Origin of the sequence: Oribacterium sp. oral taxon 078 str. F0263, from assembly GCF_000469565.1 — a bacterium.
Lineage (GTDB): Bacteria > Bacillota > Clostridia > Lachnospirales > Lachnospiraceae > Oribacterium.
Genome location: NZ_KI273103.1, coordinates 21676 through 42254, shown reverse-complemented (window position 1 = coordinate 42254; position 20579 = coordinate 21676). Strand labels below are relative to the sequence as shown.

At 56.4% G+C, this 20579-nt stretch carries 17 protein-coding genes and 1 other annotated feature; of the genes, 1 reads left to right on the top strand and 16 read right to left on the bottom strand.

The window, feature by feature from the left end; genetic code table 11:
- Nucleotides 1-167: 167 nt before the first annotated feature.
- Nucleotides 168-1046: a helix-turn-helix transcriptional regulator gene (locus HMPREF1986_RS04615; protein ID WP_021773610.1), complete on the top strand. Its 879-nt coding sequence runs from the start codon at nt 168-170 to the stop codon at nt 1044-1046.
- Between the two features lie 142 nt (nt 1047-1188).
- Here HMPREF1986_RS04615 and rplL read toward each other — a convergent pair whose 3' ends face one another.
- The 16 genes from rplL to essC all read right to left on the bottom strand — a co-directional run bounded on the left by rplL (nt 1189) and on the right by essC (nt 20460).
- Nucleotides 1189-1566 carry a 50S ribosomal protein L7/L12 gene (gene rplL / locus HMPREF1986_RS04610; RefSeq protein ID WP_009213777.1) on the bottom strand — a complete coding sequence of 126 codons (378 nt, stop codon included), beginning with the start codon at nt 1564-1566 and terminating at the stop codon, nt 1189-1191.
- 101 nt (nt 1567-1667) lie between these two features.
- Nucleotides 1668-2165 (bottom strand): 50S ribosomal protein L10, encoded by a 498-nt coding sequence (rplJ, locus tag HMPREF1986_RS04605; protein ID WP_009213776.1) that lies wholly within the window; start codon nt 2163-2165, stop codon nt 1668-1670.
- Nucleotides 2166-2180: 15 nt separating this feature from the next.
- Nucleotides 2181-2318, bottom strand: a sequence feature (ribosomal protein L10 leader region).
- 70 nt (nt 2319-2388) lie between these two features.
- Nucleotides 2389-3081, bottom strand: coding sequence for a 50S ribosomal protein L1 (rplA, locus tag HMPREF1986_RS04600; RefSeq protein WP_009213774.1), 693 nt, complete (start codon nt 3079-3081; stop codon nt 2389-2391).
- Between the two features lie 20 nt (nt 3082-3101).
- Complete coding sequence (rplK, locus tag HMPREF1986_RS04595) at nt 3102-3527, bottom strand: 50S ribosomal protein L11 (protein WP_036599340.1); 426 nt, start codon at nt 3525-3527, stop codon at nt 3102-3104.
- 147 nt (nt 3528-3674) lie between these two features.
- Nucleotides 3675-4205 carry a transcription termination/antitermination protein NusG gene (gene nusG / locus HMPREF1986_RS04590; protein ID WP_009213772.1) on the bottom strand — a complete coding sequence of 177 codons (531 nt, stop codon included), beginning with the start codon at nt 4203-4205 and terminating at the stop codon, nt 3675-3677.
- Between the two features lie 12 nt (nt 4206-4217).
- The gene (gene secE, locus HMPREF1986_RS04585) at nt 4218-4415 is read right to left on the bottom strand and encodes a preprotein translocase subunit SecE (RefSeq protein WP_009213771.1); all 198 of its coding nucleotides are present in this window, start codon (nt 4413-4415) and stop codon (nt 4218-4220) included.
- Nucleotides 4415-4564 (bottom strand): 50S ribosomal protein L33, encoded by a 150-nt coding sequence (gene rpmG, locus HMPREF1986_RS04580; RefSeq protein ID WP_009213770.1) that lies wholly within the window; start codon nt 4562-4564, stop codon nt 4415-4417. Before rpmG ends, secE begins: the two co-directional genes overlap by 1 nt.
- 322 nt (nt 4565-4886) lie before the next feature.
- On the bottom strand, nt 4887-5363 hold the full coding sequence (locus tag HMPREF1986_RS12545; protein WP_155978771.1) for a choline-binding protein: 477 nt from the start codon (nt 5361-5363) through the stop codon (nt 4887-4889).
- 345 nt (nt 5364-5708) lie between these two features.
- The gene (locus HMPREF1986_RS04570; protein ID WP_051273877.1) at nt 5709-6473 is read right to left on the bottom strand and encodes a ComF family protein; all 765 of its coding nucleotides are present in this window, start codon (nt 6471-6473) and stop codon (nt 5709-5711) included.
- 242 nt (nt 6474-6715) lie between these two features.
- On the bottom strand, nt 6716-8971 hold the full coding sequence (recD2, locus tag HMPREF1986_RS04565) for an SF1B family DNA helicase RecD2 (RefSeq protein WP_021773606.1): 2256 nt from the start codon (nt 8969-8971) through the stop codon (nt 6716-6718).
- Nucleotides 8972-8973: 2 nt separating this feature from the next.
- Nucleotides 8974-9978, bottom strand: a complete 1005-nt coding sequence (locus HMPREF1986_RS04560) for a rod shape-determining protein (RefSeq protein ID WP_009213762.1) — start codon at nt 9976-9978, stop codon at nt 8974-8976.
- 459 nt (nt 9979-10437) lie between these two features.
- The gene (locus tag HMPREF1986_RS04555) at nt 10438-11610 is read right to left on the bottom strand and encodes a pyridoxal phosphate-dependent aminotransferase (RefSeq protein WP_242837350.1); all 1173 of its coding nucleotides are present in this window, start codon (nt 11608-11610) and stop codon (nt 10438-10440) included.
- Entirely contained in the window at nt 11576-12664 is a 1089-nt protein-coding gene (locus HMPREF1986_RS04550) for a putative ABC transporter permease (protein WP_021773603.1), read from the bottom strand. The genes HMPREF1986_RS04555 and HMPREF1986_RS04550 overlap by 35 nt, the downstream gene beginning before the upstream one ends.
- A gap of 115 nt (nt 12665-12779) precedes the next feature.
- Complete coding sequence (locus HMPREF1986_RS04545) at nt 12780-13907, bottom strand: acyltransferase family protein (protein ID WP_021773602.1); 1128 nt, start codon at nt 13905-13907, stop codon at nt 12780-12782.
- 174 nt (nt 13908-14081) lie between these two features.
- On the bottom strand, nt 14082-15764 hold the full coding sequence (locus HMPREF1986_RS04540) for a phospho-sugar mutase (protein WP_021773601.1): 1683 nt from the start codon (nt 15762-15764) through the stop codon (nt 14082-14084).
- Nucleotides 15765-16062: 298 nt separating this feature from the next.
- Complete coding sequence (gene essC / locus HMPREF1986_RS04535) at nt 16063-20460, bottom strand: type VII secretion protein EssC (RefSeq protein ID WP_021773600.1); 4398 nt, start codon at nt 20458-20460, stop codon at nt 16063-16065.
- Nucleotides 20461-20579 lie beyond the last annotated feature (119 nt).

Here is a 20579-nt window from a genome sequence, read left to right as displayed (position 1 = left end):
GCAAAATGTCAAGTCATTCCGGGAAAATCTAAAAAATTTGCCATCTTTCCCTTGCGGAAGGCTATATTTATCTAAATATTCTATAATTTATCTCGATATGCTCTTTATTTTACCGTCGATTAGTAATACAATTTAAATGTCTGTATTATTATGGGAGGAGAGTAAGCATGAATTCTGTTTTACTGCATCAATATTCTGTACTGGTGGATTTTCTTGCCGGAACCCTGGGAACAGACTATGAGGTCACACTGGATGACCTCTCGCGCAAGAACCCCTGTACTGTCGCGATCGCCAATGGCTACATCAGCGGCCGATCCGTCGGCGCTCCTCTCACAAAGCTTGCCATGAAGCTGATCAAGGAGCGAAGCTATGAGGACGAGTCCTATCGCCTGAACTACCGGAGCATCTCTTCCAGCGGACGGGTTCTGCGCTGCTCCACCTTCTTTTTAAAAAATGAGAGAGGAGCGCTGCAGGGACTTCTGGGCATCAATTTCGACGACCACCGCTATATGGAGCTCTCGGGGAAGCTTTTCGCGCTTTGCCACCCGGACAATTATGTGAATGACAATATCTCCGTGCATGCGCTCCGGAAGACCGATGTCCCCTTCCTCTCCTCGGAGGAGGGCTCTCTCTACGAGAATGTCAATTCGGAGATCCGCTCGGCGCTCTATGCCGTGATCCGGAGCTCTGAGCTCCCGGCGAGCCGTCTGAAGAAGGCAGAGCGGGCGGAGATCATCCGGATCCTGAACAAAAAGGGGATCTTCATCCTAAAGGGCGCCATCCCTCTGGTCGCGGCCAAGCTCTCCTGCTCCTCCGCGAGCGTCTACCGCTATCTCTCCGAGCTCAAGAAGGAGGAGCAGCGGGAGTATCTGCAGCAGCATGAGGATGAGGAGCTGAACTCCATCCTGGACAGCATAAGCACCGGAGAGGCCGTGGAGAGCATCGGGACCTCGGAGACCTACCGCTCCACGGAATCCGCCTCTGAGGAAAGAGAGCGGGAAGCCGAAGAAAGGCGGAGAGAGGAAGACGGGGAAGAGGGCTTTTAGCCCGGAAGGGAAGACAGAAAAGAACATCGGAAAGGTCTCGAGAAAATAAATGCTCCGCCCATCTCTCAAAAGGATGGACGGAGCATTATTATGACGCGATTATGACGCGGACAAAATCTGCGCCGATACAGCGCATGGAGGCTTATTTCAGAGTGACCTTTGCTCCCTCTGCCTCGATCTTTGCCTTGAGCTCCTCGGCCTCTGCCTTGGAGACACCCTCCTTCATGACCTTCGGAGCAGCCTCGACGAGGTCCTTCGCCTCCTTCAGGCCAAGGCCGGTCGCTTCACGGACGACCTTGATGACCTTGATCTTGTTCGGGCCGATCTCGGTGAGCTCGACATCGAACTCCGTCTTCTCCTCCTCGGGAGCAGCGCCGGCGGCACCGGCCGCAGCCACCACGACACCGGCCGCGGCGGAGACTCCGAACTCCTCCTCACAGGCCTTGACCAGATCGTTGAGCTCCATTACGGAAAGCTCCTTGATCGCCGCAATAAACTCCTCAGTGCTCATCTTTGCCATTTTTGTTTTCCTCCATTTTTACAATTTTTACAATCTGTGATGCTCCGCCATATGGCGAATCCTGTACTTCAGCCCTTTGTCATGACGCCCCGTCAAAATACCTATGCGGCCTCTCCCTCGCCCTTCTCCGCGATCTGCTTCAGAACGCGGGCGAAGTTTGTGACCGGAGACTGGATCGAGCCCAGAAGTCTCCCGAGCAGCTCCTCCCTGGACGGGATCTCCGCCAGAGCCTGGACTTCCTTCTCGTCGTAGAGCTTCCCCTCCACGACAGCTCCCTTCAGCTCCAGCTTCGGAGCCGTCTTTGCGAACTTCGCGAGGATGCGGGCCGCAGCGGTCGCGTCATCCCTCGAGACCGCGATCGCCGTCGGTCCCTCCAGGAATCCGTCCAGCTGCGAAAAATCCGTGCCCTCCGCGGCTCTCTTGATGAGAGTGTTCTTAAAGACCTTGTACTGCACTCCGGCCTCTCTCAGCGTTTTACGAAGCTGAGTATCCTCGGAGACGGTCAGGCCGCGGTAGTCAACCACTGTGGCCGATACCGCGCCGTCCAGAAGCGCCCGGATCTCATCGATGATCGGCTGCTTCAGTTCAACCTTTGCCATTTCGCTTTCTCCCTCCTTATGATACGAAAAACCCCATGCCAAAAGACATGGGGTCTACAAACAAAGCTTGTCTGTATCTTTCCTCGGCAGGCGCGGAATCGACTTTCAATGCCATGCATGACCTGCTGTCTTCGGCTCAATACCTTCGCTATGCTAGCATCCCGGGCTCAAAATGTCAAGCGCCGCCGGAATGCTCTGAAATTCTTCCTCCTCCGCGCCTCGATCAGGCACCAAAGGGCACTGTGTCAAGCCGCACGCCGGGCCCCATGGTGGAGGTGAGCGTCGCGGACTTCATGTACACACCCTTCAGGGTCGCGGGTCTCGCCTTTGCGATCGCGTTCATCAGTGTGTCCAGATTGGACTTCAGCTGCTCCTCTGTGAAGGAGGCCTTCCCCACCGGCACGTGGATGATGTTCGCCTTGTCCAGCCTGTACTCGATCTTACCGGCCTTCGTGTCCTCAATCGCCTTCGTGACATCCATCGTGACCGTTCCGGTCTTCGGGTTCGGCATGAGGCCCTTCGGTCCGAGGAGACGTCCGATCCGTCCGACGACGCCCATCATATCCGGAGTGGCGATCACGACATCATAGTCGAACCAGCCGCCCTGGATCTTCGGGAGAAGCTCCTCCGCTCCCACGAAATCCGCACCGGCTGCCTGAGCCTCATCGGCCTTGGCGCCCTTTGCGAATACAAGGATCCGGACCTTTTTTCCGGTCCCGGCGGGAAGCACGACGGAGCCGCGGACCTGCTGGTCAGCGTGACGGCTGTCACAGCCGGTCCTGATGTGCAGCTCGATGGTCTCATCGAACTTCGCGGTGGCATTCTTCTTTACAAGCTGGATCGCGTCGAGCTCCGCATATTTTGTCTGTCTGTCGACAGCCTTCAAAAGCTCAGCATATCTCTTTCCGGTTTTCATTCGCTTTCTCCTCCCTCTCCTTACTTCTCTACTTCGACGCCCATGGACCGGCAGGTTCCCGCGATCATAGACATGGCAGCTTCCAAAGATGCGGCATTCAAATCCTTCATCTTGGTCTCGGCGATCTTCTGGAGATCCTCCCTGGAGATCGTCGCCACCTTGTTCTTATTGGGCTCGCCGGAGGCCTTCTGCAGCTTGCAGGCCTTTTTGATCAGGACCGCCGCGGGAGGAGTCTTCGTGATGAAGCTGAAGCTGCGATCCGCGTAGACCGTGATAATGACAGGGATGATGACATCGCCTTCATTGGCGGTTCTCGCATTGAACTCCTTTGTGAATGCAACGATATTTACGCCGTGCTGTCCAAGTGCCGGTCCTACGGGGGGAGCCGGGGTCGCTTTTCCAGCCGGAATCTGAAGCTTGATATAACCTTCTACTTTCTTTGCCATTTCAGGCACCTCCTTGTGGTGATTGCGGGTAAACCCTCCCACGAGCCCGGGATCTCCATCCCAGAAGCCGTCGGCTTTGGTCGGACTTCTCCGGGCGGTGGCTATCTTGTGATCCGGGAGCGCTGTCCCGGGGATTCCCATTTATATTTATCTCAGTTTTTGGATCTCTCCATAGGACAGCTCCACCGGAGTGTCCCGGCCGAACATCTCGACATTGATCGTGACGGTTCTCTTCTGCTCGTTGATCTCCGTGATGACGCCGATGGTGTCCTTCCAGGCGCCGGAGGTCACATTGACGGTATCTCCCAGCGCGAAATCCACGAGGATCTCCGATTCCCGGTAGCCCAGTATCCGGATCTCCTCCTCTGACAGGGGCACCGGCTTGGACCCGGGCCCGACAAAGCCTGTGACGCCCCGGGTATTTCGGACGACATACCAGGTCTCATCGTTCATAACCATGTTGACGAGGACATAGCCCGGAAACATCTTCTTGTCGGTCTTCTTCTCGACGCCGTTCTTCATCTCGATGACGGGCTGCATCGGTACGCTGACCTCCAGGATCAGATCCTGAAGTCCGCGGTTCTCGATGGTCTTTTCCAGATCCATCTTGACTTTGTTCTCATACCCGGAATAGGTATGGGCCACATACCAGCGCGCTTCGGAATTCGTTTCTGACATTGTCCCCCACCTTTACTTAAGAATATGTCCGAGCCCCCACTTCATGATGATGTCCAGCCCCGCGATGATGGCACCGATTACGATGCTGACCGCGATCGTCGCCGCCGACTGCTTTGCAACATCCTGTCTGTCGGGGAATACGATCTTCTGGTACTCCGTCTTCAGGCCATTCGTAAACGACTTAAGAAAGGATGTCTTCTCTTCCTGCATTACTTTGTCTCCTTATGAAGCGTATGCTTCTTGCAAAAGCGGCAGTACTTGTTCACTTCCATGCGATCCGGGTGGAGCTTCTTCTCCTTCGTGAGGAAGTAATTCCTCTGCTTACACTCTGTGCATGCTAAAATAATCTTTGTGCGCACGGCTGTTCACCTCCAATGATTTTTAACTCCGCATGACTACGAAATTAGTGCATAAAAAATGGGGCCCTGCCCCTGGAACTGAGAGAAGTGTACCATGGCCGACCCCACAGGTCAAGTATTTCTTGCTGTATCCATCCCCGCCGGACGCCGGAATGTACGCTACAGGACATTCCGGCATCTAATAGGCCAAAGGCATAAAGCCGCAGCACTGCCTTCTTTACAGCGCGGGAGCTTTATTCCCGGAGCGACAGATAAAAGAGCCGTTATCCTATCGCTCCTGTCTTGTTTTCGCCGGGGTGAAAGTCAAAGCGTTCCCCTGCCCTCAGGAGAGATTCGACGGTGTAGCCTGTCTGGAGCCGCTGCCGGATCCCGATCCGCCGCCGGAAGAGGAGCCGCCGCCGGAGGAAGATCCCCCGCCGCCCCCTCTGGAGCCGCTGGAATTTCCTCTCTGCACCACATCATAGCCTCCGACCTTCACATCGGTCTTCTGCTTCGGAACCTCCTTCGTCTGGACCTTTCCGTCCACGACCCAGGCGCCGCCCTCATTTACGAGATAGCCGTCCGGCGTCTTCGTATTCGCGAGCATCCAGCCGTCCTTATCGAAATAGTAGCACTCCGCGATATTGTCCTTGTTTCCGTCGAGCCAGGCCCAGCCATCGTGCGGATAGGTCCCGTCCTCATTGTCAAACCACCAGTCATTCGGGCGGCTGACTCCCTTCTTCCAGCTTCCGGCAAACGCGGCAAAGCTTCCGATAAGCGTAAACGCCATGAGCGAAAGCGCAAGTCTCCTGATTTTCATCTCTTCCTTTCCTCCTTTGATGCCATACCTTTCCATCCCGGAGCTCCCGTCCATGAAACGGACCGGGTCCCTCACTTTGGAGAATCCGCCCGGGATAAAAGCCGCCTGCTTCGGGCCATGCCCTCCGCAGGAGCCGAAGCGATCCGCATTTCGGGCCTTCGCCCTCTTTGCTCCCCGCTGTCGGTCCATCCCCTGGCCATGTGTCGGTACTCATCCATACGGCCAATGTCCCAGATTATAGCACATAAAAGGGAGACTGTCTTTTACAGTCTCCTGTCCTCTCCATTACAAAGCTTTATGCTTTCTTAAGGAAAGAAGTCCCTTCCTCTCTGCGGAAAGCCCTGCTCAGCGCTCTGCCCTCCCCGCGAGGCAGAGACTGTAGATTTTCGCCACACCGGCCTCCCGGAGCGCGGACGAGCAGGCCTCGACCGTCGCGCCTGTGGTGAAGATGTCATCGACGAGGCAGACCGAGCGGAGGCTTTCCGGAATCCTTCCCGGGCGGATCGCTCTTTGCATATCTCTCGCCCTCTCCTCCGGGTTCAGATTCTTCAGGGCCTTCGTATTCCGCACCCGGCGAAGGGCAGCGGGATAGACCGGAAGCTTCAGAAGCTCTCCGATCCGTTCCGCGAGAAGCTCCGCCTGATTGTAGCCTCTCCTCCGAAGTCTTTCCCTGTGGAGCGGAACCGGAACCAGGGCGTCCAATGAGAGCGAGAGAAGCCTCTCTCCGATAAGCCCCGCGGAAAGCTCTCCATAAAAGGAGAGATACTCCCGCCTTCCATGGTATTTGATCCTCGCGATGGACTCGGAAATCTCATCGCTGTATTCGAGCAGGATGAAGCCAAAGTCAAAGCTGAAGCGCCTCTTCCTGCAGTTCTCACAAAGCTCCGCCTCCTCCGAGGCGATTCCTCTCCCGCATTTCAGGCATAGGGGCCTTCGCATCGGCCGGATACAGGGGACGCAGGAGGGACAGATCCTCTCCCCGGGGGAGAGAACCCGGTCACAGATCGGACAGCGGGGCGGGAAAAGGGAGGAGAGAACTGTCTCTCGAAGCTCCCCCAAAAGCGCTCCGCTCCAAGAAGAGATGGGCGGGTCTCCCCCGGGAAATTTCATATCGACCTCCCAAAAGCAAAAATATCCTTAAGTAAAACTACCCTTCCTCGGCCATTCATCCATTCACCGCCGCAAAAAAGCTCTCCCGCGCCGGAGGAAGCGGTCAGCGCGAAGGTGTCCCCTGCCGGGCGTCTGATATAAGTTGATGTAAGTTGATGTGAATTTACGAAAGAGAGCCCGCTGAAAATAGATCTCGCGGTCCGGATGGAAATGCCTCTCTCGATGGATCTCCATTTACGAATTTACGAGGAGGATTCCGCCAAAAAGGGATGCTCCGCGCCGGATGCGAGCTCCCGGAGCTGCTCCGCCAAAGAGGAATAGCGCTTCGCCTCCGTCCCGTTCTCCAGCATGGCCCGAAACGCCCCGGGGTCCCCCACGAGGCAGACGCAGCGCTTTGCCCGGGTCACTGCTGTATAGAGAAGGTTCCGGTTCATGAGAAGCTGCGGCCCCTGATACATCGGGATGACGACCGCCGGATATTCCGATCCCTGGGACTTATGGATCGTGATCGCATAGGCGAGATCCAGGTCCTCGCAGTCCTTAAAGCGGTATTCCACGCTCCGCCCGTCGAAGTCCACCGTCATCGTCTCGCGGAGAGCATTGATCTCCCGGATGATTCCGATGTCTCCGTTGAATACTCCCTCTCCCGTCTCAATGGGGATGCCGAAGCGGCCGCGGAGCTCCCAGACGAGATTATAATTGTTCCGGACCTGCATCACCTTATCGCCGAGCCGAAAGAGAGTGCCGTTCAACTCCTTCTCCGCCTTCTCTCTCCCCGGGGGATTCAGCTCCGCCTGAAGAAGCGGATTCAGACGCTCTACGCCGAGCGCCCCCTTCCTCTGGGGCGTCATGACCTGGATGGAGAGCGGGTCCGTCTTCAGATAGACGGGAAGCTTCTCCAAAAGGAGCCTCGTCACAGACTGCGTGATCTGCTCCGGACTCCCGCTCCGAATAAAGAGAAAGTCCCTTGAGGGTTTCCCGAGATCCACCTCCCTGCCCTCGTTGATCCGGTGGGCATTCACGACGATGTCGGACTCCATGGCCTGCCGGAAGATATGCTTTAGAGAGATCGTCCGGACGAGCTCGGAGGAGATGATATCCCGGAGTACATTTCCCGCCCCGACCGAGGGAAGCTGATCCGCATCTCCAACGAGAATCAGCCGGCAGCCCTGCGGCACGGCCCGGAGGAGTGCATGCATCAGGCGAAGATCCACCATGCTCATCTCATCGATGATGAGCAGCTCGCAGTCGAGGGGATTGGACTCATCCCTCTCAAAATGCCCTCTCCCTCCTCTCTTTCCGCCCTCCTCGTCCTCCGGTCTCCCCTGATACTCGAGCAGGCGGTGAATCGTCTTCGCCTCCCAGCCCGTGGACTCGCTCATCCGCTTCGCCGCCCTCCCGGTCGGCGCCGCGAGGGCGATCGTCTTTCTCTCCATTGAAAAAAGACGGAGGAGCGTCCGGATCGTCGTCGTCTTTCCCGTGCCGGGACCCCCGGTGATCACCAAAAGGCCGGACTCCGCCGCGATGGAGACCGCCTGCCTCTGCAGAGGGTCCAGCTCGATCCCCTCCTCCCCCGTGATTTCAGCGATCCTCCTCTCCGTCTCCTCCTCTTCGCTCCCGCCGAGATTTCGATTCAGAGAGAGAAGCAGGGCCGCAGTCTCTCTCTCCGCATAATAAAGAGAGGATCGGTAGACCCTCTCCCCCTTTACCTTGATCTTTCCCCGCATCTGAAGATCCGAGAGGCAGGCCGGAAAATCCGGAATCGAGAGGGACAGAAGCTCCTCCGCCGTAGTCTGGAGAAGCTTAAGCGGCAGATAGCAATGCCCCTGTATCTCCGACTGCGAGAGCGCATAGAGGATGCCGGACTCCAGCCGGAACTCAGACTCCTCCGCTATCCCCGCACGGCGCGCGATCTCATCGCACTTTTGAAAGCCGATCCCCTCGATATCCTCCGAGAGCCGGTAGGGATTCTCCCGGATCAGATCATAGAGCTTGTTTTTATACTGCGCATAGATCTTTCCCGCGAGATTCACGGAGATCCCGTAGCCCTGGAGGAAAATCACCGCATCCTGCATATCCCTCCGGGCATTCAGAGAGGCGGCGATATCCATCGCCTTCTTCCGCGAGATCCCCCGGATCTCCGAAAGCCGTTCCGGCTCCTCCGAGATGATCCGCATGGTCTCCATGCCGAATTGCTTCACGATCCGAGATGCCGTGGCAGGCCCGATCCCCTTCACCGCCCCGGAGCCAAGGTACCGCTCCAGCGCTTCCTTATCTCCGGGCGCCTCCGCTTCATAGCTCTCTATGACAAACTGAAGGCCGTAGATCGGGTGCTTCGTCTCATGCCCCTTCGCCCGGATCGTCTCTCCGGCCGCAAGGGATGAGACCGTTCCGACGAGTGTGAGCTCCTTTCCGTCCTGCACCGCAGAAAACACGGTGTAGCCGCTCTCCTCGCTCCGAAAGATGATGTGATCGATATAGCCCCGAAACTCCTCCATGGCTACAGATCTTCTTCGTCCCGCGCGGAGATATCGATGAAGCGGCCTGTGCCGATCGCGACGGCCGTCAGCGGATCCTCCGCGAGCATGGTATTGATGCCGGTCTTCTCCTGCATGAGCTTATCCAGGCCGTAGAGGAGAGAACCGCCTCCCGTCATGACAATCCCCCGCTCGTAGATATCCGCCGCAAGCTCCGGCGGAGTCCTCTCCAGGACATTGTGGACGGCATTGATGATCATCGCGATCGGATCGGCCAGCGCCTCCATGATCTCATCCGAGCTCACCACGACCGTCTTTGGAAGCGCTGTCACCAGATTTCTTCCGCGGACCTCCATCGTCACATTCTCCGGCCTCTTGCTCGCGCAGCCGATATTGATCTTGATATCCTCCGCGGTCCGCTCCCCGATCAGGAGGTTGTGCTTCTTTCGCATATAGCGGAGGACGGATTCGTCGAAGTCATCCCCCGCGATCTTGATGGACTCCGATACCACAGGCCCGTCCAGAGCGATCACCGCGATGTCCGAGGTCCCCCCTCCGATATCGATAATCATATTCCCCTGGGGCTTTGAGATGTCTATGCCGGCCCCGATCGCCGCCGCCACCGGCTCCTCGATGATCGTCACATCTCTCGCCCCGGCATGATAGGCCGCGTCTTCCACTGCCTTCTTCTCCACCTCCGTCGCGCCGCTCGGGATGCAGACGGAGAGACGGGGCTTTCGGAGCGTCCGCTTCCCCACCGCTTTATTGATGAAATGCTTCAGCATCTGCTCCGTCCTCGTATAGTCGGAGATCACACCCTTTCGGAGGGGCCGCACCGCCACGATATTCTCCGGCGTTCTGCCGAGCATCAGCCTCGCATCCTCCCCATAGGCCAGAATCTTATCATTGTCCCTGTTTACTGCCACAACAGACGGCTCCTTCAGAACCACACCGCGTCCCTTTATATAAACGAGAATGCTGGATGTCCCCAGATCTATCCCTATATCATTTGAAATAAGTGAAAACATGGCTTCCTCCGCTCAGTTCCAAAATCCTGATTTTTCCTATAAGTATAACGGAAAGCCCTGATTTTTGAAAGCCCCCTTATCCCGGAAGAAGGCGGAATTCTCGTTCGTATTTCCGTCAAGTTTTCTTTATAATTTTTAGAATCCTTTTAGAGCATAGACATACTTTAGACACAAAGAAACTTTATAGTATAAGACAGTTACAGAGATGTAACTGAAAAAGCTTTTCATACTCATACTCTGGAGCCCTCTCCTGAAACCGGGCTCCAGAGCCCCCTTCAAAACGGCATAACGGGTCTTGCTTTTTTCCCCCCTTCCAGCGAGGCCCTTCCTATATTCGATAAATCGAGCCCCGGCGGAGAAAACCACTCCATCGGGGCTCTTTGATTGACTCCGCCGTTCAGTTTCCCCGGCGGACTCTCTCCGCCGAGGAGGCCTCGGTCTCTCTTCCCGCTTCGCCGTTTATCTCGCCCCGGAGAGCCCGAGTGCCGCTGCGAGCGCGGAAAATGCCGGCAAAGATCTCTCGATCACCTTTCCGGGAACGCAGTAGGCAATCCTGACATAGCCGGGGAGCCCGAAGCCGTCGGTCGGCACCACGATGATGCGCTGCTCCTCCGCCGCCCTCGCAAAGGCCTGGGCATCCCCGCCCGGAGCCCTCACCAGGAGATAGAAGGCCCCTTCGGGCTTTGCGCAGTCAAATCCCAGGGACAAAAGCTCCGCGTAGAGAAGACGGCGGTTTTTGTCATAGAAATCGAGCGTGGTCCGGACATCGAGGCACTCCGCGATCGCCCTCTGAAAGAGGGAGGGGGCATTCACGAAGCCGAGACAGCGGTTTGCAATCACAAGGGCCGGCATGAGCTCCTCATAGCCGTCTACCTCCTTTCGGAGAGCGAGGTAGCCGATCCTCTCCCCGGGGATCGACAGGGTCTTCGAAAAGGAATAGAGGTAGATGCTGTTTCGCAGAAAACCCGGGACATAGGGAACCACTCCGCCGTCATAGACGAGCTCCCGGTACGGCTCATCGCAGATCAGATAGATCGGGCGCTCATAGCGCTCCTCCGCCTCCTGCAAAAGCGCGCCGAGCCTCTCCAGCTGCTCCCTGGGATAGAGCGCTCCGGAGGGATTATTCGGATTATTGATGATGACGGCCCTCGTCCTCCGGCCAAGAAGCTTCGGAAGAGCGGAAAGATTCAGCTGGAAGCTCTCCGTGTCCGGCGGCACGACGGAGAGCTTCCCCCCGTAGTTCTCCGCATAGGCGCGGTACTCCGTGAAAAACGGGGCAAAGGCGATGACCTCATCTCCGGGATTTAAAAGAGTCCGGAGAACGACGTTGAGGCCTCCCGCCGCGCCGTTTGTCATAATGATGTCCTCCTTGTCATAGGACATCAGAAAGCGCCGGTTCAGGTTCTCCGCCACCTTCTCCCTCACCTCATCGTAGCCCGCATTTTTCATATAGCCGTGCACATCCTGAGGCTCCTGGTTCTCCAGGATGCTGATGACGGCATTTTTCACCTCATAGGGAACCGGAGCCATGGGATTTCCCAGGCTGAAATCATAGACGTTCTCCCTCCCGAAGGAGGCGGCCAGCTCCTGCCCGCGCTCAAACATCTTCCGAATCGCCGAGTTTCCCTCCATCCGTCTTTCCATACAATCTGATATCAGCATATTCCTGTCCGGAAAGATTCTCTCCTCCCGCCTCCTTTCCCTTCCTACGCTTTCCTCTCATCGCGACCTCCTTCAGATCGGCAAAAGAGGACTTGCCGGACACCGCTTCCGGATTGTTCCGAAGCATGGTCTTCGACCACCAGCTCATCCTGCCGCTCTTATCGCTCCCCCCATCCTGGAGCAAAGAAAGCCTGGCCTTCATCTGTTCCAGCTGCAGCTTTAAGGAATGCTGCGACTCCTCCGGAGAAGTCCCGCGCCCGGTCTTCGCACCGATCGCGGAGAGTCCGGCGCGCACCGTGGAGACCGCCGCGCCCATGGTATTTCCCGCCACGGCCTTCGCCGCCGCCATCTTCCCCTCGCTTTTCTGAATCTCCCGGAAATACTCCGCATTGGCGTTAAGCCCCGCCTTTGCCGTCTCAAGACGGCTGTAGACCTCCTGAATGGAAAGCTTCAGGCTCTGGATCTCCTCCGAGCTTTCCGCCAGCCTGCTGAGCCGGTCCCGAAGGTCCAATGCCCCGAAGACCGATGCCACGGCGTCCTCGATAAAGAGCGTATAAAGCATCGTATTCACCACGAGAAAGGTAGAGTAGGACCAGTTTCTGGAAATCCTCTCCATATGGGGATGAATGAATTCCGTGATGAAAAGCGCAAGGACTCCCCAGCTGATGGCCGCGTAGAGACAGATATAGCCGTGAAAATTAAAGGGATTATGGGAATAATCCCACCACCTCATGTTAAACAGGTGCTCCATGAGAAGCCCCGTGAAAAGCTCCAGCGCCGTGCCGCCGAAAAAACCGGTCAAAAAGACCAAAATGTGCCGGTCCCGATAGGGCCAGACCAGAAGAATCAAGAGCGTCGCGCCGCTCCCGTAGAGCGGCAGCCATGGGCCGTGACAAAAGCCGCGGTTTCTGAGACGCCCGGACTTCAGAGAACAGTAGAATGACTCGAAAACCCAGCCCAGAATGCAGTAGCTCATAAAGAAGATGCTCCACTGCAAAATGCTGTAGCCTTCTATCGTCTCCATCCAAACCTCCTGCACCGGACATAGCGCCGCATCCCTCTCCAGAAGGGCCTTAGGACTTATGATAGAACGGATATCGGTGCTTGTCCAGTCTTTTCGGGAGCCGAAGCCCTTTTTCTCAAACTTTCGTTCTGTGTTTTCGCGCTTCAGCCGCCCGCCTCGGGGGAAGAAGGCCGAGCAGCAGCTCCGGAAAGCCCTGCAGCTTGGAAAAAAAGCCGGTGAGCGAAGAGTGAGAGAGGAGGACGGAGAGAAGCAGGGAGAAAAAGAGCATGAAGACGGTCAAAAGCTTCGGGCAGACGGACATAAGCTTCGGATAGCCCGCCGCAAGGAGCAGATCCCGGATCGGGCGGTGAAGGATATAAATCTGAAGCGTCCTCTCTCCGATCTTCCTGAGAGCTCCCCAAAGAAGCTCCCGCCTCTGAAGGATCGGGATCAGCAGGAAGATACTGAAGGCAATCGAAAGGGAAAAAGGATACCAGAGAAGCCGGAGGAGCCAGGGAAAGGCCCTGAGAGGCTCCGGCATGCCGGAGAAGCCGAGTTTCCGGTACCAGCCCCCGTAAAAAAGCTGAAGATAGGGGGAGAGGAGAGAGCGGGCCTGAAGAGCCGAAAAGAGGGAGAGGGAAAGCCCGGTGAGGATGCAAAGCCCCTCCTTCAGACTCCCCCTCTCCGGGCAGAGCTCCTTAAGGCCCTGCACGCCGAGAAAATAAGCCAGGAAAAAGAAGGGCAGAAAGGCCGTCACCCGGTCCAGGCTCAGCAGGTCCTTTATCCCCTCCGCGTCATCCATGTATCCGAAAAGCAGCGAAAAAAGCAGCAGGAAAACCATGATAAAGCATTTCTCCCCCCTCGTCCGATAGAGAGACAGAGGGAGGATGAGCAGGTACCAAAAGAAAAGGGCGAGCAGATACCAGGGCGCACCGGACTCGTGCAGAAGGTCCGGAAGGCTCCCGCTCGGACCATAGGCGAGCCGCTCCGGAAAAAAGACGATAAGCTTATAGCAAAGATAGAGCCAGAGGAGGGAGAGCGGACGCCCGAAGCGATAATGCCCGTCCTTTATGACGGAGGAAGAAAAAAGCCCGGAGAGGAAGACAAAGGCCGGCATATGAAAGCTGTAGATCCAATAAAAGATGCCGTTGACAAATCCCCCTCCCAGGTCCTTTAGCGGAAGCAGGAAATGTCCCGCCACGACGAGCACGATGAGGAGCCCCTTCATGACATCAAGCCGCTCCTCTCTTTTTCTGCCTTCCATCCCCCCTCCTGAAATCCCCGGCCGCAGACAGAGTGAGGCAGTCTCTTCCCCCGCTCAGGTCTCGGGCCGCTTTCCTTCTCCGCTGCTCCCGCAGTACCGACGGCGCCTCTCCCGGAGCCTTTCCGACTGCCGGAGTAAGCGCATCTCCGCTGCTCCCGCAGTGCCGACAGGGCCTTACGCGAAGTACGGCTTTACGGCAGCGGCCAGCGCCTCCTTCTCCTTCTTCGCCTCCTCGAGATTCTTCCCGAGCGTCGTATAATAGGCCTTGATCTTCGGCTCTGTGCCGGACGGGCGGACGATGACGGTCGCGCCGTCCGAAAGCTCATAGATCAAAACATTCGCTCTCGGAAGTCCGGTCTCCTCCGTCTTCTCGTAATCCTTCACCTTGACGACGGCCTTCCCCGCAAACTCCTTCGGAGGCTCGGTCCGAAGCTTCTCCATGATCGATGCCATCTTATCCATCCCGGAAAGCCCCGGGAACTCAAAGCTGTCCACCGCGTTCAGATACCTTCCGTAATCGCGGTAGAGCTCCTCCAGTCTCTCCTTCAGAGAAGAGCCGACAGAGCGGTAATAGGCCGCCATCTCGCAGATCAGCATGGAGGCGACGACGGCATCCTTATCCCGCACATAGTCTCCCGCGAGATAACCATAGCTCTCTTCAAAGCCAAAGATAAAGCGCTCCGCCTCTCCCGCCTTCTCAAGCTGGAGAATCTGATCCCCGATCCATTTAAAGCCCGTCAAGGTATGCCGAAGCTCTACGCCGTAGTGCTCCGCCACCTTGTCCGCAAGCGGCGTGGATACGATGGACTTCACAGCGACCGGCCGCTTCGGCATGCTCCCCTTCTCGATCCTCCCGGAAGCGATGTAATCGAGGAGCAGGACGCCCATCTCATTTCCCGTCACAAGCTCATATTCCCCGTCCGGACAGCTCACTGCGACCCCTACCCGATCCGCGTCCGGATCCGTCGCAAGCATGAGATCCGCGCCGGTCTCCCGGGCGAGCATAAGGCCCTTTTCCAGCGCCGCATAGATCTCCGGATTCGGATAGGGGCAGCTCGTAAAATAGCCGTTTGGATACTCCTGCTCCGGGACGATCGTGATATCCGAAATCCCGATATCCTGGAGCACCCTCGTGACCGGCACAAGGCCCGTCCCGTTCAGCGGGGAGTAGACCAGCTTAAGCCCCGCCGTCCGGCAAAGCCCCGGCCTCACCTGACGGCTCTCGACCGCCTCATAGAAGGCCGACTTGCAGTCCTCCGAGACGAAGCGGATCAGCCCCTTCTCCACTCCCTCGGAGAAGCTCATATACTTCGCCCCGTTTAAGACATCCGTCTTCTGAATCGAGGCATACACCACTGCCGCGGCATCGTCCGTCATCTGGCAGCCGTCCGGTCCGTAGGCCTTATAGCCGTTATACTGCGCGGGATTGTGAGAAGCTGTCAGCATGATGCCCGCGTTGCAATGATAATAGCGGGTCGCAAAGGACAGCGCCGGGACCGGCATGAGCTCCTCATAGATCCAGACCTTGATGCCGTTCGCGGCGAGAACAGAGGCCGCATCCCTCGCAAAGCTCCAGCCCTTCAAGCGGCTGTCATAGCTGATCGCAACGGTCTGACTCCCGCCCTGCGTCTTCACCCAGTCCGCGACCCCCTGCGTCGCCTGCCGGACCACCCAGATGTTCATCCGGTTTGTGCCAGCGCCGAGCGTCCCGCGAAGACCGGCCGTCCCGAATTCCAGAGACTTCGCAAATCTCTCCCGGATCGCCTCCTCATCCCCCGAAATCTCCCGAAGCTCCCTCTTCAGATCGAAATCGACAAGATCCGCCTCCAGCCATCGCCGATACTCTTCTGTAATCATAGCCCTCTCCCTTCACGAATTCACAGAAACGCTCACAAACGTTTTCTTCATGATACAAAACTCCGCCTTCTCCGTCAATATTCCGAAGGTCTGCACGCCTATCAGAGGCTCCTGTCCCGGTATTCAGCCCATTTCCTCCCGATTAGGCGAGCTGTGATCCCATTCCCATCGAAGCTCCGCTGATTCCGCACAGCTTCTGCTCTTCATCAAGGCTTCTCTCAGCCGGAGCTCCGCTTCCCCCCCGAAAAAAGGACTGCACGGACGATCATTCTGAAAGTGAAAGCTCTCCCCTTTTTACTCAGAGGAGCTTCGCCCCGGGAAGGAGAAGCTTTCGGTAGCTCCCCTGCCGAAACAGAAGGCCATATCCCTTCGCGGTATATTCCCGGGACGATGCAGGCTGGAAGATCCCCACCGCGCCGGGATTTCCCAGCAAAAGTCCGTTGGATGAGCTCCTGAGCCAAGCGGTAAATTCATTCCTCACTCGAAATTTTCCTGCATGGATGCTGATCACCACGCCAACCCCGCTCTCGGAGGCAAGCACAAGCATCTGGAAGAGCTCCAGCAGCTGCATCTTCCACTTCTCCATGAAATCATCGGCATCATCGATAAAAAGCCAGCAGCCTCTTTGATTCTCATAAAATTCCCGCGGCGTCTTCACCTCTCCTGCTGAAAGTGCCGCCTCCAGCGCGCTCTTCCGCCTCGTGCAAAGCTCTGTGACATCATCCACGAGATCCAGCGCCTCCTCCTCACTCTCGATATATCGGACCCGTCCGCGATAGGGAAGGAGGAGAAGGCTCTTCGAATCGAAGAGAGCGATATCGCTCTCCCTTTGAGATAAAAGGAGCTGATCGATCATAGAGAAGAGCACCGTCGTCTTTCCCCTCCCGGCTTCTCCAAGCACAAGGAAGGGGGAATCCATCCTTCCCATCCCCTCCGCCCTCACCGACTCAACATCGAGCCCGATCGGGATCTCGCAGGAATCCTCCTCCCTTCTGTAATTTCGGAACTGCTCCAGCGAAAGCTCTTCCGGAAGGACGACGAGGCGGGGTGCTCTTTTCCCCGGATTCTTCCTCTCGATTTCTCGGATCCGCTCCCGGACTCCCGCATTGTATCCGATCTCATCAGAGAAAGGACAGATGAGATAAAGCTGCATGAGATGGACATCCGTAAGCTTTACATACGCTCTCCCTCTCGTCTCTGTCAGAGGATATCCGCATCTTCCGACGATCCCCGCCGCCTCATGCTCATCGTGGAGAAAGCCTGCGATCTTCAGCTTGAAATTATTCAGGATCGCATACTTCACTGCCGCACTCCGGGTCGCGCTGAAGATAGGGAAGATTCCAAGCCCCGGCCCATCCCTTGTGATTCTCACAAAGAAATCCTCCAGCTCCGGCCCGAGCTCCCGGACAGCGTCAAAGGGATCCACTAAAATCACCACAGCGGGGAGTCTCTCCGAGGAGAGCTCCTGATAAACTCTGAAATTCTGCGCGGCGCTCTCCGCAAAGAGTCTCTTCCTCCGCCGAAGCTCCTCCATAAGCCGCTTTTGGAATTTCAAAAGCTTTTCTCCATCGTCATAGCGGATATAATCCGCTGTATGAGGCAAAGCATCCAACATCACAAGACCGCTGTTTCCAAAATCCAGGACATAGAGATGCAAAAGCTCCACTGGATTTTTCCACGCAAGAGACAGCGCCGCCGTCATCAGAAGGCTCGTCTTTCCAAATCCCGCCGATGCAAAATACAAGATTCCCCCATCCTTCTGAAGATCCGGCCGATAGACCTTTTGAAGCTGCTCCTCCGGGATATCCAAAAGGCCGAGCGGAAAGCAAAGATCGCTTATCTTCCTGTTCTCCCGACTCCCTGATCTGCTCCCGCTTTCCCCTTCGCAAAGCTCCTCCATGAGCGGAGAGACGAGCATCGGCGGAAGAGGAGGAAGCCATGGACGCCTCACAGGACGAATCGAAAGCGTAGAGGAAAGCTCCTTCAGACACTCCACTGTCAGCTCCAGCTCCGTCCTATCCGATACCGCCTGTCCCTGCGAAGAAGAAAGGTCGCTTAAGTCCTGATTCAAAAGCTCCCCCTGTCCCAACGCATTCACCCGATAGACCCTCTCGTCTCCGTCCTTCTCCCCCAAAAAACTCCGAACGGGGGCTCCACTCCACGCGGACTGAAAAAGCTCATAGCGCTCATTATTTCCGACCTTCAGATATGCCCTTCCCGCCCGGGTAATGCCGGCCGCATCCGCGGTTTTCAGGATCTCCCGGCTATCGCTCTCATTTTGAAGCTTCAGGGCGATCTTGAAATTTGAATTCGTCCAGATCTGCTCATCCACAACTCCCGCGGGCTGCTGTGTCGCAAGGATCAGATGCACACCGAGGCTTCGGCCAATTCTGGCGGCGGAGACGAGCTCCTTCATAAATTCCGGCTGCTCCTTTTTGAGCTCCGCAAACTCATCGCTGATGAGGAAAAGCTCCGGGACAGGCTCTGCCGCCTCCCCGAGCTGAAAGAGCCTGTGGTAATCGTGAATATGATTCACATGGCAGTCTTGAAAAAGGCGCTGTCTCCTCGAGAGCTCACTCCGAATCGACGCGAGCGCTCGCATGCTCTCGCTGCCGTCCAGGTTTGTGATCACGCCGAGAAGATGCGGAAGATCCCGGAATACCCCCGCCATTCCGCCTCCCTTATAGTCGATTAAAAGAAAAGAAATCTCATAAGGATGGAAGTGAACCGCCAAAGAGAGAATATATGTTTGAAGAAGCTCTGACTTCCCGGAACCAGTCGTCCCGGCGATCAGCCCGTGCGGCCCGTCCGCCTTCTCATGGAGGTTCAGATACTCGATATCCTGTTTTGTCTGCGCGCCAATGGGAACCGCCAGCGTCTTCCTCGCAAGATTTTTCCTCCAGTTCTCCTCGATCGGAAGCTCCGACGCTTCCCTCACATGGAAAAGCTCAAAGAAGCGGATGCTCTCCGGGATATGAGAGACCATCCTCTGCTCATGGGAGAGCACACTGAGATTCCGCGCGATCCAGGGAAGCTCTGTCTCTCCGACCCGCTCCAGCTTGAACGGAAGTTTCTGCTCTCTCCCCTCCTTCAGAATCAGCTTTGCATGTCCGGAGTCCTCGATCTCATAGACCGTGTCGATATACTCGGGGAGTCTCCCCCCGGACCGCGCCGTATAGATTAAAGAAAAGCCGAGCTCCTCCCCGGGCCGAGAGAGATATTCCATGATCGGATGATCCAGAATCAGCTTCGGCTCAGCGAGAAGAAAGAGATAATGCGGGAGAAAGCGAAAACCCTGGCGCTTCTCCTTCCGTTTCCCGGCGCGCTCCCTGAGGATCTCCGTCAGCCCGCCGAGAACCTGCTCCTTCCCCCTCCCACTCTCCACAAAACTCAGTATATTCATCTCCGGGATCCGACAATGAGGAAACCAGCGCATCCACGAAAAGTCCGCATCCTCCTCCTCGGAAAAGACCGGGACAAGCCGAAGCTCATGATAGCTGTGAAAAAAGCAAAGCTTCGTGGCCAGGATCTTCAGCTGCTCGCAGATATATTTTCTCTCCCCGATCATACCAAGTCGAAGCTTTCCCAGATTCAGAACCAGCGGCTTATGTAGGATCATGGAAAATTCTCTTTGGATCTCCTCCGCCTTTCTTTCAAGAGCCTCCGGATCCCCCCGGAGCGGATCGAGCTTCAGTCGGATGGGAAAATCCGTCGGCGCCTCACAGCAGCCGATACACACAGAGAGGAAATCCTCCTCCGTTATGCTTCTCTCATAAATCCTGCTGTTATATTCCCTCACCATCCGCTCTATCGCTTTGAGAGAAGGGTTATTCCAGCGAAGTACCTCAAGATTCTTTTGATACGCAAGGTAAATTCTCTTTCTGCAGTCGAGAAGATATCTCTCATAGAGCTCCCGGCTCTTCTCATTCTTTTCCCGGCATTCCCTTCTTCCGGAAAAATATCGGGAGACAGACAGCCCCGCTGTCACAAGCGTCATAGAAAGTGACATGAAAATGTAAGCGCCTCGCCGGAAAAGGACGCAGATCGCCGCACTCACAAGCAGCATGAGAAGGGGAGGAAGCAAAAGCGAAAACAAACCGCCTCTTGGCGGGGAGGCCCGCTCCGGCAGCTTCTGGATCTCAATCGGATCTCGAGGAAGCTCCTTGATAAGCCTCGGAGATCTTTTATAGTTCGGGAAATCCTCCCCCGTCTTTTCCCGCTTCGGTAACGGAAGCCGCTCCGTCTCTATTCTCTCCTCCGGGCAACAGATCATTAGATCCGCTCCTTCAAAAAGAAAGAGAGTATCCTCGAGGAAGAGCTCATCTCCCTCATGAAGCAAAAAGAAAAGCTCCCCCCGCGCGCGCCCTTCCCGCTCCCAGTCGATGCCTCGGAGCTTCCTTCCATTCAGAAACAGCGCCTCCTCTTCCCTCTCAAGGAGCAGCCTGCCCCCTTTCAGCATGAAATTATTCGAAAGCTCGAGACGAATATCGCAGCAGCGCCCATTCCCGACCCAAAGCTCCTCTCCGATCGAATAGCGCTTCCCCTCCTTTTCCCCAAAGATGGCCTCCCTCCCATCCGGAAGAGAAAACCAGCGAAAGGGAATGTGCTCCTCCCTTCGAAAAGAGAGAAGCCGCGAAGCCTCCGAAAGAGGGTATTCTATGAGATAATCCGCTTCCCTAAGCCATAAATATTCCATTTTCCGCCTCTCTCCCTTCTCTTTCGAAAAGGCTGAGCCCTTCCCCGGAAATCATAGACGCCGGGACGTTCTCCCCGCTGTCCTTCTGATTTCAAAAGAAAATTACCTGCTCGGCCGAG